The following is a 15,926-nucleotide window of genomic DNA, read 5'->3' as shown; positions in this document are numbered from 1 at the left end:
AATGTAGTATTTGCCCGATGTAATTAGGGAATTTTGACAGCTGAACTGTCATTATCCTCTGCGAATTTTCTGAAATGCTCCTCAGTGTGTTTGTGTCTATGAAAGGCAAGCGATTTGGAACAATGCAATGGCTGAACTTACTGGAAAAGTCATTTACGCAGGCGAAGCAGGGTATGAAGATGCGCGGCTGAACTTCAATGCGCGATTTGCTGCCTCGCCGCTGTTGATTGTCTTCTGTCAGTCTGTGCAAGATGTCGTCAACGCTGTAAATTGGGCGCAAATGAGTGGAGTTCCGGTACGAGTTCGGAGTGGACGACACAGTTATGAGGCGTTTTCGGTTGCAGATGATGCGCTGATTATTGATCTCAACGATATGGAGCAGATTCGATTTGATCGAACCACAGGACAAGCCACCATCCAAGCTGGCGCAGAACTCGTTGCGATCTATGAAACTCTTGCGGCAGAGGGGGTCACAATTCCAGGTGGATCTTGTGCGACGGTGGGCATTACCGGATTAACGCTCGGAGGCGGCTATGGATTACTCGCTCGCTGGAAAGGATTGACTTGTGATAGCTTGCAAGCCGTAGAAATGGTGACGGCTAAGGGAAAACTCATTGTTGCGGATGCGACTCAGAATGCTGATCTGTTTTGGGCGTTGCGGGGTGGTGGGGGTGGAAATTTCGGCATTGTGACTGCGCTGAAATTTCAAACTCATGCGATCGATAAAGTCACCATCTATCAACTCAAATGGGATGCGACTGAGATAGAACGGGTGATTCAACAATGGCAAGCTTTTGCACCAGACAGTGACGATCGTCATACGAGCATTTTGAAACTCACACCGGGAAACTCGGTCTATATCGTGGGTCAATTTGTGGGAACCGAAGCAGAATTACGCACTGTGCTCGCGCCTTTATTCGCGATCGCACCGAAAGAAACCGAGATCGAGACCTTGCCTTACCTTGAAGCGGTCTATGCCTTTGCTGGATTAAAGCCAGATTATCCAAAGCGCTTAGCGCATTGGCATGGTTCACAGACGAAATTTAAGAATGCTTCTGATTATGTTGTTCGCCCATTAAATGCAGAGGGCATTGCCACGGTTGTTAAATTCCTCAAGCAAGCACCCAGTCGAAATGTCGTGCTGCAATTTGATAGTTATGGCGGCGCGATCGCCAAAATTCCCCCTGATGCCACAGCGTTCTGCCATCGCCAAGTGAAGTGGAACATTCAATATCAAGCATATTGGACAAAACCGCAGGAGCAAGCTGCCCATATCAATTGGGTGCAAAATTTCCGCTCAGCCATGCAGCCGTATGTTACTGGGGGATGCTATGTGAATTACTGCGATCGCTCGATTAAAAACTGGCAAACCGCCTACTACGGAAGTAATTGGCAACGATTAAAGCAGGTGAAACAGCAATACGATCCGGGTAGTTTTTTCAGTTTTGAACAAAGTATTCCTGCGAATACCAGCGGTCGTGGATTGGCCTGAGTAATACTCGTTTTCGCAGCAGTCTTAGGACTAGGTGTAGAAAGACTGCTGCAGCGAAAACGACAAATCCTTACCTTCGCTCAATGACGTTAGTAGATTCTTCGGCGGCTGACGAAAGCATAGTAGAGCCACAAGGCAACGATAGCACCCATTACTGCAATCAATAGTCCAGGCAGGGTGAAGCCTACTGCACTGAGGGATAACGTTCCTGTAGTCAGCAAGGTGTACAAGGTGCCACCGATAAAAGCACCAACAATTCCCAAAAGCATTGTTCCTAAAATGTTGCTGTCTTGATAGCCAGGATAAATTGCTTTGGCGATCGCTCCAGCTAATAGTCCTAAAATAACCCAAGCCAGAATACCCATAGTGATAATCTCCTGTTTGAATAAAGATAGAATTCTTCAGTAATTTGTTTTAACGGTTTCGTTCTGTCGTGTAGATGCTTGCCATCTATGTGCAATATATAGGATGTCTCTAGCTCAAGCGACCTTCCTTGAGAGAGAAGGTCACTCAGCTTTGAGAAGGAAAATCATTGAGAACTTGAAAACTTGGGGTAGAGTAACGGAATTCGAGAAAATGATCATTCTAGTGCGGGCGCAATCGCGAGGAATCTGCACTGCGAAACTGAGCAGTGCAGGTTTTAGTAAAAAAGAAGTTAAGCAGGCTGTACCCAAGTTACGATCGCAAACACAAAGAACAATAAGCCCCCCACGATCGTCACTGTTCGCTCTGAAATTCGAGACGAGATCAATCGACCGCCAAATACGGCGATCGCACAACAGATCGCATGTCCCAAAATTGCACCGAGCGTCACTCCGATTAAATTCTTCGAGGCTCCTAGTGCCATCGTGGTAATTTGAGTGCGATCGCCCCACTCGGCAATAAAGGTCAGCGTAAAGGCTTCCAACATAATTGCAAGACGGGTTTTCTTCTTGAGATTTGCCTCTGCTTGGAAAACCGCTTCTATGGCTTCTTTCTCCGCCTCAGAAGCACATTCCGAGTTATCCAGCAGCGATTTATCTTGGCACTCGGGCTTCATTTTGCTGGCATCGTAGAGCATTTTGAATCCAAACACTGTGAATAACACGATCGTGCCGTAATGCACCCAACTTTGAGGCAAAACATTTGCAGCTTGTCCAAGTAGAACCGAAAGGATCGTCATCGCAGCTAATGCCAACATCGATCCCAAAAATACAAACCGCCGCGAATGTCGCATTGCTAAACACATCGAGATAAAGAACGTCTTATCGCCCAATTCCCCGATCGTGATAAACAATAATCCAGCTGTAAATGCCTCTAACATCAGGCTTCCTCTCAGTCAGTTGATAATGAACTGAGCAAGCTTGATGAAAGACAAAAGACCTCACCAAGCTCACTGCAATTCGTGAACTTAGTGAAGGTCTCGCTTCCAAGTAAAAAAGCTTCTTGTCGCTTGAACCAGGCTCATCGCCAGTATGTTGACTCAAGCGGGCTGAACAAATGTCAGCAGCTACTCCCCTTCAAACTGAATTGATTATACAGGAGATGGGCTACCGCGCCCAATAAATTACTTTTTTCTCAACTAGAACGAAAAAGCCATACAGCAAAATTCCCATCAGTGCCAGAATCAGCAACGCTGCAAAGGCTAAGGGAACATTGAAATCCGAGGTGGCCTGCACAATCAAAAATCCGAGCCCTGCATTAGAAGCCACGGATTCAGAAATGACCGTCCCAATAAATGCAAATGAAGCGGCAATTTTCAGCGATGCAAAAATGTAGGGTAGGGTGTGAGGCCAACCAATTTTCTGGAACGCTTCGACCTGATTGGCTCCCAGCGCCCGCAGCACATCTTTCATTTCTGGCTCAACAGTGTCTAATCCGAGCGCCACATTCACCGCGATCGGGAAGAAAGCTAGCAAAAATGCAGTTAACGTCGCTGGAATTGCATTCGCGCCAAACCAAATGGCGAGCAGCGGCACTAATGCAGCTTTGGGAATCGTGTTAAATGCCACAAGCAGGGGGTACAGCGTCAGATAAGCTGTCCGTGAATACCCAATAATGAATCCAAGTACCACTCCGACTGCAACGGCGATAATGAACCCTAGCATCGTTGTCCAAAGCGTGCGGATCGCATTGACAGTGAGCTGCGGTGCAAAATTGATCAAAGCATTGAGGATATTGGTGGGTGCAGGCAAGTTGAAGGGCGGGATCTTAAAAATGATCACGACCAATTCCCAGACGATGAAGAGGACAACAGTTGCAATGAATGGCAACACAAAGCCTGCTGACTTTGATTTCAGAAATTTTTCCATCGGTGCTAGTTGTGCTGAATGTGTTTGCGAATGCTGGCAAAGTAGTGATTAAACTCGTCGCTTAGCTCCATTTCCAAGGTTCTTGGACGGGGGAGATCAATCTTGACTTCATAGATAATTGAGCTAGGACGCGCGCCCATCACATAGACGGTATCGGATAAAAAGACCGCTTCTCGTAAGTCATGCGTAATCAAAATACCGACGCATTTGACCTTCATCCACAGGTTTTGCAGCATCCCCCACATTTCCTCGCGGGTAAAAGCATCTAATGCTCCGAACGGCTCGTCGAGGAGCAGAATTTCTGGGCTATGAATCAGCGATCGACACAAAGAAGCCCGTTGTCTCATTCCACCGGACAACTGCCAAGGATATTGCTTCTGAAAATCTTGTAAGCGCACCGTTGCCAGCAGATCTTGCGCCATCCGCACATATTCTTCTTTGCGCTGACGATAGTTTTTCTTGTACGAATCGACGATTTCCAGCGGCAGCATCACATTGTCGATCGTATTGCGCCACGGCAGCATGACTGGATTCTGAAAGGCAATTCCAGTATTTCGCAGGGGCTTTTTAATCGGTGTGCCGCGATAGCGAATTTCCCCGATCGGAGCCGGACTCAAGCCTGAGACCATCCGCAAAATTGAAGTCTTCCCACATCCACTGGGACCGACAAACGACACAAACTCACCCGGTTGGATCGAGAGATTCACTTCTTGAATAATCCGCCGCATTTTTCCTTCAAACGGATACTCCAATCCAACCCGATCAAACTCCAATAATGGCTCTCCAGATGACGAACCAGAATTGACCGATAGAGAATCAACCTGTGGCTGCATAATTCCTCAAGATGTAAATGAAAAAAGGGCTGAACAGATCAGCCCTGGTGTGAACGAGGTTAGGACAACGGTTTACGATCGCTGGGCAAAGTCCGCTGCTCTTTCGGGGGCAAGAACTTGTCGGTATAAATATCTGCGACAGATGGCGTCGTTTTTAAGCCAAACCCTTCGGCGGTTTGCTTCAAGGTTTTCTCTAGCCGCGCCGGATCAACACTGCCTAGCCCGATTTGCTCCACTTCAGGACTGATAAACATCCGCTCCAAGGCAACTTGTAGTCGCACCTTCTCAGCTTCGCGATCCATCAGCTTTGAATCATCTGATGCCATGACCGCATCCAGTCCTGCCGTTGGGTCTTTCAGCACATCCTGCAAGCCACGCATGTAAGCTTTGACGAATGCTCTCACGGTGTCAGGATTTTGCTCGACAAAGCTGGCTTTGGCTAAAATGGCGTTGCCATAAAAGTCCATGCCATTGTCGTTGTAGTAGAAAATATTGATGTCCTCTAGCTTCTTGCCGCCTTTGAGCAGACTGGGCAATGCAGAGGTTGAGAATCCACTGATCGCATCGACTTGACCTTGAAGTAAGAAGCTTTCCCGAAGTCGGGGTTCCATGGTCGTCCACTCTACAGATTTGGGATCAAAGCCGACTTCCTTGGCGAGCACGGGAAAGAGTTTGCGAGGCCCATCGCCGGTGGGTGCGCCTAGCTTCTTGCCAACGAGGTCTTTGGGAGAATTAATCCCTTTCTCCTTGAGGGTCAAAATTGCAAAAGGTGCTCTACTCTGCGTCACCGCCACCGCAATCACTTTATCATTCGGGTTTTTCTCATTGAATTCCAGCGCGTTGTACATGTCGCTGAAAGACAGATCAAATTTTCCAGTCCCGAGTTTGCTAATGGTGTCTGCGTTGCCGAATCCTCGTTCATAGGAGACATTCAAGCCTTCTTGAGCGAAGTAGCCTTTGTTCATGGCAACAATCAAGGGAGCATCTAAGCTCTGTTTCAAAAACGAAAGTTGCACGCGAACGGCTTTGAGTCCTTGCTGATTGGCGGCAGGGCTAGCCGAGTTAGCAGCGCTGCCTGTTGGAGCCGTAGCCGTGGGCTGAGAGGCGCATCCTCCGAAAACCACGATCGATGCTGCAATTAAGGATAGGCTTGATAAACGTCTTGATATCTTACTCACAATCATTCTCCAGCGTTAAATGTCAGCGAAACCGCAAAATCCGCAAAGATGTATAAGATGGGTTGTAGGGTTAGGAAGATAGCGCGCTGAGTGAAGGCGTTGCGGATTGAGTACAGCATCGCTGCCCTTACGAAGCCCGTAAATAACAAGGCTTGTAGTGCATACAGGATACAAAACTCCCCTTAGAGCATTATTGAGATCATCTATCCTGCTTTCTGTATCTTTCGTTACTGGGTTTAGAGTTTCTTAAGCGCTTGGATGATTTCCAAACTAATATAAAAATTTTTATATACTTCCCTTTCCTGCCAGTTTGAAAGATGAATGATGAAGAAACTCGACCATTCACGCTTTCAACGTTTACGAAGTAAATTTTTGTGGTTTAGCGTCGAAAATATTGCCCGATCGCTTATCAAGTTTTTTAGAGCGAGGACTCTATTGTGCTGATGTCTGGTCAATCTCTCCAACGTGCTCAATTGCTTCATGAACAGACCTATCAAATGTTGCGCAGTGCGATTCTGTCTGGGGAACTGGCTGCTGGCTGTCGTTTGATTGAAACCCAACTTGCCGACCAGTTGCAAGTGAGCCGAACGCCGATTCGAGAAGCCCTGCGGTTATTGCAACGCGATCATTTGGTGACGACTGATGCTCAGGGAGCGATGCGAGTCGCAGTGTTATCGATCAAGGATGCAATCCAACTCTATGATTGCCGGATTGCGCTAGAGCAATTATCGGTTTCTGCGGCGTGTGGAACTGCGAGTGATGAGCAAATTCAATGCATTGAAAGCGCCTTGCAACAAGCAGAAAAAGCAAGTTTGACTCCCGCAAATTCGCTCACTCCGTATCAGCTTTTGCATTTGGATTATCAATTTCATCGCTCAGTTGCGGAGAGTTCTAGTAATACGTGGCTGGTGCAGATTTTAGATCAGGTGTTCGATAAGATGGCGCTGCTGAGATTGAGAACGATCGAGCATAACCCGAATGTTTTAGAAATTCGCGGGGAACATCGCCGCGTCTTAGAAGCGATTCGCCAGCGGGATGCTCTCGCCGCGATGCAAGCCATTCAGTATCACTTAATCGCGAGTAAGGAGCGAGTCGTACAAGAAATTCAAGAGTTAGAAGCCTTACTTACGACAGAGGCGGAAAGTTAGGAAATGCTGTTCTCCAGCAAAAGTATGTATACAGCACTACAGAAGATTAAATTGTGCTCGCTGTATTTATTAGGTCAGTAATAAGTCTGTATACCGGATACGATCCGGGTGGTGGTGGAGTGAATAAATCTATGAATAAGCGGCTTCTGTTAGCCCCGGCTGCTGCATGGATAGCGAGCCTTGGGTTCGCTTCGAGTGTGAGTGCAGAATCAGCGATCGAGCAAAAACCAGCAGCGGATGGAATGCAGCGCTTTGCTCCTCTTTCCCAGCTTGAGACTTCTGAATCGAAGTCTGTGCCTGCAAGCGTGAGTCAGGTTACTTCTGTTTCGCAACTTTCAGACGTGAGACCGACCGATTGGGCGTTTCAAGCTCTGCAATCCTTGGTTGAGCGATATGGATGCATTGCAGGCTATCCTGACCGAACCTATCGCGGCAATCGGGCGTTGACGCGATACGAGTTTGCCGCCGGGTTAAATGCGTGTCTCGATCGAGTGAATGAACTGATTGCGGCTGCAACTGCCGATTTGGTCAAGAAAGAAGATTTAGCAACACTACAGAAACTGCAAGAAGAATTTGCTGCAGAACTTGCAACGTTACGAGGTCGAGTCGATGCTTTAGAAGCAAAAGTAACGACGCTCGAAAAACAACAATTCTCAACCACGACAAAGCTCACCGGGAATGTCTGGTTTAATCTCACGGGCGCTTTTCCCAGTGGAGATATCACCGCAGAACGAAATCCCGCAGGTGGGGGAAATAGTGCTTTTGCGCCGCCTGTGCGAGGAGCGGGTGGAGTGCCTTCGCGGGTTCAGCGCCGCAATGTAAATCCGACATTTAGTTACTATACGTTCTTAAACTTAACCACTTCGTTTACAGGGCGAGATCAGTTAGTCACTCAGCTTGTTTCTGGAAACGGCAACTCCCCAGCCAATCAGTTAGTATCTTCGGGCTTTTTTAACTCTTGGGGAACTCCTTTCTTGGATCAAACCGGATTGCCTCCGAATTCAGGACTAGCAATTCGTGAGTTGTTTTACTCGTTTCCGCTCAATGATGCAGTTCGAGTTGTTGTTGGTCCGAGAGTCAACTTCTATCGCCACTTTGATCAAAATCGGTTTACCTTTTACTTGACAGGGACAAGTAGCTTTAACTCGAATGGAAGTACGTTGTCCAATGCAGTCGATCGTGGTTCGGGAGCGGTTGTTGCTTGGAACATTAATAAACAACTACGCCTCACAGCAGCTTATTTAGCTGAGAATACAGAGTTTCTCAACTCTGCTGCGGGGTTCAATACTTCGAGCAATCCGGCTAGAGGACTATTCAAGGGCACAAATACGCTCAGTGCTGAATTAGCTTATGCTCCGAGTCCTAGCTTTAATTTCCGGTTTTTGTATACACGATCGAATCTTGACCCGACGAATGGCTTTGCAGGAGGTTCAGCAGGTGAACCGTTGCCTTACGGTTTTGCAGATGATGGATTTGGGGGGCGAGTCCGAGAGTCAACTTCGGATGCGTTTATTGCAAACTTTGATTGGTTGATTACGCCGAGATTTGGAATTTTTGGGCGGTATTCTTATGGACGTACCAACATCAATCCGGTGAATCCTGTGCGCGCGGGTGGTGATGTGAAGGTGCAATCTTTCCAAGCGGGATTGGGTTTCCCGGATTTGGGTAAGAAAGGGGCGTTGGGCGTGATTTCGTTTGTGATGCCACATGACTACATTGATGGTCGGGAATTTTTACTGTCAGGTGGAGGTGATGGGGGAACGCAGTACGATTTAGAAGTGTCTTACTACTATCCGTTGACGCGAAATATTGCGATCGTGCCTTCGTTCTATGCGATTTTTAACGCGAACAATTTCGAGAGTAATCCGACCGTGTTTGTAGGAAATGTTCGCACCCAGTTTAGTTTCTAGAAGTAACGATTGACTCGAAGCGTTAAAGATATTCTGCTGCTCTCTTAACAGGATCGTTGAGAGAGCAGCAGAATAAAGTCTTTCATTTGCAATCCTCAGGAATTTGGATCGCTAAACGCTGGATTTTGGATGAACGATTCATCAGTCAAGCTTTGCAGAAAAGCGAGGAGATCTTGCTTTTCTCGATCGCTCAATTGAAACCCTTTGACAAATGAACTTTTGAAAGGATTCTCGCTGCCGATCCCGGCAAATGCGCCTGCATGAATCGTTCGTCCGCCTGCTTCGTAATGTTCAATCACTTTTTCGAGAGATGCGATCGAGCCATCGTGCATATAAGGCGCAGTCAAAGCAATATTGCGGAGGCTCGGAGCCTTGAATCGACCCATATCAGAGGGTTTGAGTGTGATTTCCTGAATTCCAGTGTTATTGCTTGGATAAGCGCCTTTTCCATCTAGGTTGTAAAGCCCAGTATTGTGAAACGCAATCTCATGAAAAGCTAAACGCGAATGTTTTACAGAATCCGAGAAATTGATTCCCCCGTGACAGTGAAAACATTCGAGCCGTTCACTTTCAAATAAGGCTGCACCCCGTTTTGCTGCATCTGAAATGGCGCGATCGTTGCCTCCATATCGATACTGATCGTAAGGCGAATTGAATGATACTAACGTGCGCTCGAAAGCTGCGATCGCTTTTGCCAAATTTTTAATGCTGACCTCTCCATCAAAAGCAGCTTTGAACAATTTGGAATACTTCGGATCGTTCTGCAACATTGCTAGGATTTCTTGCTCTTTGCCGACCATGCCCATCTCGATCGGATGCTCTCCAAACAAGGGCACGAGCAATTGATCTTCTAAATTGATCAAGTTGGGATTTGCCCAAGTGAGTACCGAATTGTAGGCAACATTGGTTAAGCTCATCGCATTGCGAGGATGAGAATCCCCTGTTGCTCCGATCGAGACAGATTTCTTCTCGGTGAATGCTCTCGATTGTTCATGACAAGTTGCACAAGAAAACTCACCTGTAATCGACAAGCGTTTTTCATAAAACAAGTGCCGTCCTAGCTCAACCTTGGCATTGCTCATGGGATTATCTGCCGGGACAATAGGCGTGGGTGTCCAATCCGGCAGATTCCATTGATAGCGCTCGGTTGCAAGAGCCGAACTCAATCCCACAGACAAGCAGAATGAGAGAACTGCCAGAACGATTAACGTGAGAAAGCGCTTCATTGTTTCGGAGCAACACGAAAGAAGGTTTGACGGGCAGGTTGTCCGTTCCAAGGTAAACCGAAGTTTCTCATCACTCCAGCACAATCGCCGTCTTTTGGATCAGACATGCAGCCGAGTGGTGTTTCAGGCTGATTTTTTGCAAGATTTGTATTGGCAACGAGCGCCGTGATGTCGGCAGCAATTGCATCTTGTTCTGGATTGAAATTATTCAAAGTAATCGTTGAAGTATTGGGATTTTTGCAGCTTTCTGGTTTTTGTGCTCCACCCATACAGCCAGTACTTCCCAAGTGAATGATAAATCCAGCCCGATCGCGATGATGGGCAGGCGTTTTACCCGGAGCATCATGCTTAGAATGTGCTGACATCGCAGGCGTGAAGTCAATTCGAGCGAATTTGTAGCCCGCTCGCCAATTCCACCAGAGCGAAGTCAGATTTAGCGGAGAAGGTGCGATCGCAGCATCATTGTGATTGAGATTAAACGGCACCCCTAAAGTAAATTTCACGCCTTTGTAAGTTCCTTTTGGAACTGTGCCAACAATGCGATCGTTGGTGTCGATCGTGCCATTAGAACACATGCCGGATTTGTTTTCAAAATCGATCAATGCCACATTCTGATACTGCCATTTCTGATCTTGTGTGAGGGTGACAGGCACTGTGCGACCCTGAGCATCAATCAATGCGACTTCCGAGACATAGAACCGAAAATCAGTTGGGTTAACAGAAATCGCAGGCGTACCGAGCGAGTAAGCCGCATCGCATCGAAAAACTTGCTGCCCCGCCATGCCGCGAAACTGAATCGTAATCGGCTGCGTTTCCTGCGCCGCTACACGTTGAGCCATCAAACAAGACGCGATCGAAAGTCCAAACAGAGAAACACCAATCTTCATAAACTGCACGTTCACAGGTCGTTCCAACTCTAAAACAGGCGTAGCTTGGATTCAAAAGACGGCTTGTAGTACTCTGTCGTTTTCCCACTCCCTACTCCCTACTACACTCGATCGCTGACATAAAAAAGCTTCGAGCATCTCCGTAAAACGCGGGTAGAATTTAGTATCTTTTTTACCCACGCAGAGACCCGCTTTTGCTGCCATGACTGACGTTTTTATCTCCTATTCTCGGAAAGATAAGCTTTTTGTGGAGCGACTGCACAATGCGCTGAAAGACCAAGGACGCGAAACTTGGGTGGATTGGCAGGATATTCCCCTTACCGCAGATTGGTGGCAGGAGATTGAGCGTGGAATTGAAGGGACTGCGACCTTTGTGTTTATCTTGAGTCCAGATTCGATCGCGTCAGAAGTCTGCACTCGTGAAATCAATCATGCGGTCAAACATAACAAGCGACTTGTGCCGATTGTGTATCGCGAAGGCTTTGGGCACACTCATCCGGCACTCGCAAGACATAACTGGCTGTTTTTTCGAGAATCGGATGACTTCGATCGTGGGTTTCAGCAGTTAACAACTGCGATCGAGATGGATTTAGAGTACGTGAAATCGCATACTCGCTTGGAAGTTAGAGCGATCGAGTGGGAGCAATATCAGCGCAACGAGAGCTATTTGTTACGAGGAGCAGATTTAGAAGCCGCAGAAACTGCATTGCTGCGCGGGACAGGAAAGCACCCGCAACCGACCGAACGACAGGGACAGTATGTGAATGCAAGCCGTGAGGCAGAGCGCAAGCAACGGCGCAAAGAAGCGAGACGGCAACAAGCATTTTTGACTGGGGTCGGAACATTCGCGTTACTAGCATTAGGATCTGCGGGGGTTGCCTTTCAACAGCGACAAGAAGCGATCGAGCGAAAAGTCAATGCAGAGTTAAATGCTCAAAGCCTCAGCGCGTTAAATCTGTTCTCATCTCATCTGGAGATTGAGGCTTTACTCGCAGGGCTGAAGGCAGGACAACAGATCAAACAAGCAAACCTTCAGATCGACAATACAGCAATGCAGGTTGCGACAACGCTGCACCAGTTAATTTACGGGGTGAAGGAACGCACGCGACTGGAAGGACATAGCCTTGCTGTCAATAGTGTGAGTTTTAGCCCCGATGGCAACACGATCGCGACTGGCAGTGGAGACAATACAGTCAAACTCTGGAGCAAAGATGGTCAATTACTCAAGACCCTTGAAGGACATACTGGCTTTGTCCATAGTGTGAGTTTTAGTCCCGATGGTAAAACGCTCGCGACTGCAAGTTGGGATAACACAGCTAAACTCTGGAATTTGAATGGACAATTACTCAAAACGTTTGAAGGGCACGAATCTTATGTCAACAGTGTGAGTTTCAGCCCGGATGGTACGACGATCGCGACAGGAAGCCATGACAACACAGTTAAACTCTGGAATTTGGATGGACAATTACTCAAAACCCTCAAGGGGCATAGCAATCCTGTCTTCAGTGTGAGCTTTAGTCCCGATGGTAAAACGATCGCGACAGGGAGTGCAGACAGCACAGTGAAGCTCTGGAGTAAAGATGGACAACTCCTTAAAACACTCAAAGGTCATAGTGGTACTGTACATAGTATAAGTTTTAGCCCTGACGGTAAAATTCTTGCCACAGGCAGTAGTGACAATACGGTTAAGCTGTGGAGCCTTGAAGGTCGAGTCCTGAGAACGCTCAATGGGCTGGGTCGGGGAATCTCTAGTGTGAGCTTTAGCCCCGATGGCAAGATGATTGCTGGCGCGAGTGAGAATGCTGCTCAATTGTGGAGCATTGAGGGGCAAGAACTGGGTGTATTCAATGGACATAAAGAGTATGTGCTGAGTCTCAGCTTTAGTCCTGATAGCAAAACGATCGCGACAAGCAGTAATGATGGTACAGCAAGAGTATGGAGCATTGAAGGTCAAGGGCTGAAAACTCTCAAAGGGCATGATGACCGCTTACATAGTGTGAGTTTTAGTCCCGATGGTCAGACGATCGCAACGAGTAGTCAGGACAACACAGTCAAGCTATGGAATAGAAATGGGCAAGTTCTCAGAACCCTCAAAGGACATATTTCCGGTGTCGTGTTTATCAGGTTTAGTCCGGACGGTAAAACGATCGCGACAGCTAGCTATGACGATACAGTAAAGCTCTGGAATCGCGACGGGCAAGAGCTTAGAACCTTGAAGGGGCATGATTATTATGTGACCAGTGTGAGTTTCAGTCCAGATGGTCAAACGATCGCGACAGGCAGTGACGATAAGACCGTAAAGTTGTGGAATTTAGATGGGCAAGTTCTCAAAACCTTTAAGGGACACGATGAGTCTGTAAAAAGTGTGAGCTTCAGTTCCAACGGTAAAATGCTTGCCACAGGTAGCTATGACAAGACTGTAAAGTTGTGGAATTTGGATGGGCAAGTTCTCAAAACCTTCAAAGGTCATGACTGGTCTGTAGAAAGTGTGAGCTTTAGTCCTGATAGCAAACTGCTTGTGACAAGTAGTGGTGACAAGACAGCAAGATTATGGAATTTGGACGGGCAACTTCTTAGAACTTTCAAAGGGCATAGTGGTTCTGTGAACAGTGTGAGCTTTAGTCCTGATGGCAAGACGATCGCGACGGGTAGTGAAGACAAGACGATCCGATTGTGGAATCTAGACGGACAAATGCTGAGTACCTTGAAAGGGCAGAACAGCCCGATCAAGAGTATCAGTTTCAGTCCAAATCCGAGTCATCTTCTGCTTGCTTCTGCGGGTGAAGATGGAGCAGCTATTCTCTGGAATTTCGACTTAGATGACTTGCAACAGCAAGGGTGTCAGTGGCTCGATGGTTATCTTAAATACAATCCAAATGGCAAGCAATACCAAGACCTGTGCAAGGATGTTTTCCCGAAGTCTATCAGTGATGATCCGAATCCTTGGGGAGAATCCCTCGCTTTTCTGACAAAGCTATTCCAGCGATCGTAATCGAACAGCACAGCAGCGAATGCAGAAATTCCCCATTCCCCCACTCCCCCAATCGCCCTAAGATAAAACTTGTTGTAAATTAGGCGCGATCGCGATGCGAATTCTAATTATGGGTGGGACTCGGTTTATCGGAGTCTATCTCACCCAGCTTTTGGTGCAGCAAGGGCATGATGTGACTCTGTTCAATCGAGGCAATAAGCCCGCTCCAGTCGAAGGCGTAAAGCAAGTGACGGGCGATCGCACGAATGCAGACGATTTGAAACAGTTGGCAAATCTCGATTTTGATGCCGTGTTTGACAATAATGGGCGGGAACTCAGTGATACTCAGCCTTTAGCCGAACTGTTTAAAGGGCGGATTCAACATTTTGTCTATATGAGTTCGGCGGGAGTCTATCTCAAATCCGATCAAATGCCCCATGTCGAAGGCGATGCCGTCGATCCGAAGAGTCGGCATAAAGGCAAACATGACACCGAATCTTATTTGGCGGATGCTGGAATTCCGTTCACGTCGATTCGTCCGACTTACATCTATGGGCCGCAAAACTATAACGACTTAGAAGCGTGGTTTTTCGATCGCATTGTGCGCGATCGTCCCGTTCCGATTTCTGGACATGGACAACATTTCACCCAATTTGGACATGTGAAAGATTTGGCAGCGGCAATGGCGAAGGTGCTGGGGAATCAAACCGCGATCGGACAAATCTATAACGTGTCAGGCACACGAGAAGTCACTTTTGATGGATTGGCGCGAGCTTGTGCAACAGCGGTTGGCAAGGATCCAGGCAGTCTTAAAATCGTGCATTACGATCCAAAATCGTTTGACTTTGGCAAGAAAAAAGCCTTTCCGATGCGGACGCAACATTTCTTTGCAGATGTGCACAAGGCGATCACCGAACTCAATTGGACACCGGAGTTTGATCTGATTTCAGGGCTGAAAGACTCTTTCCAGAACGACTATTTGAAGACTGGACGCGATCGCAAAGAGATTGATTTCTCACTCGATGATCAAATTCTCGCTTAGTGCAGTTCTGTTAACCCTACCTGTGTACTCTGGCGCTTCAGAGTACATTTAATGTAGTTTTTCCGAGTTGAGGGCAGCAAAATGCTGACATTTCTTTTAGCGTTATTCGTTGCATTGGGTAGCTTCGGGCTTTACATGTCCGCGTTTTTTTACCCAGAAATTTATCGTAAAGGCGATCTAACTCTGGCAGGAGTGGGATTGTTTTACGCATTGGTGCTTTGGATTTGTGCCGATCGTATTACCGGGGGGGTGTTGTTAGGACAGATGGCAAGTGTGACGCTGATTGGGTGGTTTGGCTATCAATCGCTGACTTCTCGATTAGGCTACACGCCTTCGACAGCTGAATTGCAAACAAAATTTACAGAAGCACTCAACTCGGAAAAGACGGCGAAAGCAGTCGAGCAAGGAAAACAACTGTTCTCAACGGTGAAAGATCGCGCGCAATCCTTGTTGAATCGAGGAGAGCAAACGACGACTACGGCAGAACCCTATCAGCCTTTGACCCGCGAGGATTTTGGGAATCCCAATCCTGACGTGGGTAAGCCGGATGTGATGGGAACGATCGGGGCAGTAGGCGGCGCGGTCGCTGGTTTATTTAAGAAGCCTGAGAAAAATAAAGAAGTCTACGTTCGCAAAGAGTTTCGCGAAGAATCGACAACTCCTGCAACTCCGGTTGAATCAACTCCTCCTACAACTCCGGTTGAATCAGCAATTCCTGCAACTCCGACTGAAGTTGTGACGGATGAAGATGATGATTTCGGATTTGAGGAAGACACGATCGCTGAAACACCAACAGTGATTTCTCCTGTAGAAGTGGCTGGTGTTTCTGATTCGGCAGTTACAGCCGATGAGGTGATCGAAGAAGAAGTGGCGTATGAAGCCACGGAGCATGAGAAACAAGAGCCAGAGTCGTAGATCAGTTTTGAGAAGCTGAGAAAATGAGGTTCT

The 15,926-nt window shown here is 47.4% G+C and carries 13 protein-coding genes; 6 read left to right on the top strand and 7 right to left on the bottom strand.

The features are described 5' to 3' along the window. The first annotated feature begins 127 nt into the window (after positions 1-127). Positions 128-1,492 (top strand): FAD-binding oxidoreductase, encoded by a 1,365-nt coding sequence (locus tag J0L70_RS17960; RefSeq protein WP_287455420.1) that lies wholly within the window; start codon positions 128-130, stop codon positions 1,490-1,492. A gap of 89 nt (positions 1,493-1,581) precedes the next feature. Here the strand turns inward: J0L70_RS17960 and J0L70_RS17955 are convergent, their stop codons facing one another. The 5 genes from J0L70_RS17955 to J0L70_RS17935 all read right to left on the bottom strand — a co-directional run bounded on the left by J0L70_RS17955 (position 1,582) and on the right by J0L70_RS17935 (position 5,794). Next, positions 1,582-1,857, bottom strand: coding sequence for a GlsB/YeaQ/YmgE family stress response membrane protein (locus J0L70_RS17955; protein ID WP_017286889.1), 276 nt, complete (start codon positions 1,855-1,857; stop codon positions 1,582-1,584). Between the two features lie 290 nt (positions 1,858-2,147). Then, a complete protein-coding gene (locus J0L70_RS17950) occupies positions 2,148-2,795 on the bottom strand; it encodes a TMEM165/GDT1 family protein (protein ID WP_287455419.1) in 648 nt (215 codons plus the stop codon). Positions 2,796-3,021: 226 nt separating this feature from the next. Continuing rightward, positions 3,022-3,783 (bottom strand): ABC transporter permease, encoded by a 762-nt coding sequence (locus J0L70_RS17945; RefSeq protein ID WP_017286892.1) that lies wholly within the window; start codon positions 3,781-3,783, stop codon positions 3,022-3,024. 5 nt (positions 3,784-3,788) lie between these two features. After that, entirely contained in the window at positions 3,789-4,616 is an 828-nt protein-coding gene (locus J0L70_RS17940) for an ABC transporter ATP-binding protein (protein ID WP_017286893.1), read from the bottom strand. 59 nt (positions 4,617-4,675) lie between these two features. Then, positions 4,676-5,794, bottom strand: coding sequence for an ABC transporter substrate-binding protein (locus J0L70_RS17935; protein WP_287455418.1), 1,119 nt, complete (start codon positions 5,792-5,794; stop codon positions 4,676-4,678). Between the two features lie 443 nt (positions 5,795-6,237). On the opposite strand from J0L70_RS17935, the gene J0L70_RS17930 reads away from it, so the two are divergent. Continuing rightward, on the top strand, positions 6,238-6,942 hold the full coding sequence (locus tag J0L70_RS17930) for a GntR family transcriptional regulator (RefSeq protein ID WP_017286895.1): 705 nt from the start codon (positions 6,238-6,240) through the stop codon (positions 6,940-6,942). Positions 6,943-7,073: 131 nt separating this feature from the next. Then, positions 7,074-8,852, top strand: a complete 1,779-nt coding sequence (locus J0L70_RS17925) for an iron uptake porin (RefSeq protein ID WP_190653865.1) — start codon at positions 7,074-7,076, stop codon at positions 8,850-8,852. 95 nt (positions 8,853-8,947) lie between these two features. Here the strand turns inward: J0L70_RS17925 and J0L70_RS17920 are convergent, their stop codons facing one another. Both J0L70_RS17920 and J0L70_RS17915 read right to left on the bottom strand, forming a co-directional pair. Beyond that, entirely contained in the window at positions 8,948-10,078 is a 1,131-nt protein-coding gene (locus J0L70_RS17920) for a methanobactin export MATE transporter MbnM (protein ID WP_287455417.1), read from the bottom strand. Further along, the gene (locus J0L70_RS17915; RefSeq protein ID WP_287455416.1) at positions 10,075-10,980 is read right to left on the bottom strand and encodes an MbnP family copper-binding protein; all 906 of its coding nucleotides are present in this window, start codon (positions 10,978-10,980) and stop codon (positions 10,075-10,077) included. The genes J0L70_RS17920 and J0L70_RS17915 overlap by 4 nt, the downstream gene beginning before the upstream one ends. 187 nt (positions 10,981-11,167) lie before the next feature. On the opposite strand from J0L70_RS17915, the gene J0L70_RS17910 reads away from it, so the two are divergent. The 3 genes from J0L70_RS17910 to J0L70_RS17900 all read left to right on the top strand — a co-directional run bounded on the left by J0L70_RS17910 (position 11,168) and on the right by J0L70_RS17900 (position 15,893). Beyond that, entirely contained in the window at positions 11,168-13,957 is a 2,790-nt protein-coding gene (locus tag J0L70_RS17910; RefSeq protein WP_287455415.1) for a WD40 domain-containing protein, read from the top strand. Between the two features lie 94 nt (positions 13,958-14,051). Continuing rightward, complete coding sequence (locus J0L70_RS17905) at positions 14,052-14,978, top strand: NAD-dependent epimerase/dehydratase family protein (protein ID WP_287455414.1); 927 nt, start codon at positions 14,052-14,054, stop codon at positions 14,976-14,978. Between the two features lie 81 nt (positions 14,979-15,059). Beyond that, positions 15,060-15,893: a Ycf66 family protein gene (locus tag J0L70_RS17900; RefSeq protein ID WP_287455413.1), complete on the top strand. Its 834-nt coding sequence runs from the start codon at positions 15,060-15,062 to the stop codon at positions 15,891-15,893. The last annotated feature ends 33 nt before the right edge of the window (positions 15,894-15,926 follow it).

Source organism: Leptolyngbya sp. UWPOB_LEPTO1, from assembly GCF_017302695.1.
Taxonomy (GTDB): Bacteria; Cyanobacteriota; Cyanobacteriia; order Leptolyngbyales; family Leptolyngbyaceae; genus Leptolyngbya; species Leptolyngbya boryana.
The sequence above is the reverse complement of the archived record's forward strand: the minus strand, read 5'-3'. Positions and strand labels throughout refer to the sequence as shown.

What these genes read in the sequence shown, in the direction of transcription:
- J0L70_RS17910 (WP_287455415.1), top strand. Translation starts at nt 11,168, where the DNA reads ATGACTGACGTTTTTATCTCCTATTCTCGGAAAGATAAGCTTTTTGTG.
- J0L70_RS17950 (WP_287455419.1), bottom strand. Translation starts at nt 2,795, where the DNA reads ATGTTAGAGGCATTTACAGCTGGATTATTGTTTATCACGATCGGGGAA.
- J0L70_RS17940 (WP_017286893.1), bottom strand. Translation starts at nt 4,616, where the DNA reads ATGCAGCCACAGGTTGATTCTCTATCGGTCAATTCTGGTTCGTCATCT.
- J0L70_RS17925 (WP_190653865.1), top strand. Translation starts at nt 7,074, where the DNA reads ATGAATAAGCGGCTTCTGTTAGCCCCGGCTGCTGCATGGATAGCGAGC.
- J0L70_RS17900 (WP_287455413.1), top strand. Translation starts at nt 15,060, where the DNA reads ATGCTGACATTTCTTTTAGCGTTATTCGTTGCATTGGGTAGCTTCGGG.
- J0L70_RS17955 (WP_017286889.1), bottom strand. Translation starts at nt 1,857, where the DNA reads ATGGGTATTCTGGCTTGGGTTATTTTAGGACTATTAGCTGGAGCGATC.
- J0L70_RS17945 (WP_017286892.1), bottom strand. Translation starts at nt 3,783, where the DNA reads ATGGAAAAATTTCTGAAATCAAAGTCAGCAGGCTTTGTGTTGCCATTC.
- J0L70_RS17960 (WP_287455420.1), top strand. Translation starts at nt 128, where the DNA reads ATGGCTGAACTTACTGGAAAAGTCATTTACGCAGGCGAAGCAGGGTAT.
- J0L70_RS17905 (WP_287455414.1), top strand. Translation starts at nt 14,052, where the DNA reads ATGCGAATTCTAATTATGGGTGGGACTCGGTTTATCGGAGTCTATCTC.
- J0L70_RS17930 (WP_017286895.1), top strand. Translation starts at nt 6,238, where the DNA reads ATGTCTGGTCAATCTCTCCAACGTGCTCAATTGCTTCATGAACAGACC.
- J0L70_RS17920 (WP_287455417.1), bottom strand. Translation starts at nt 10,078, where the DNA reads ATGAAGCGCTTTCTCACGTTAATCGTTCTGGCAGTTCTCTCATTCTGC.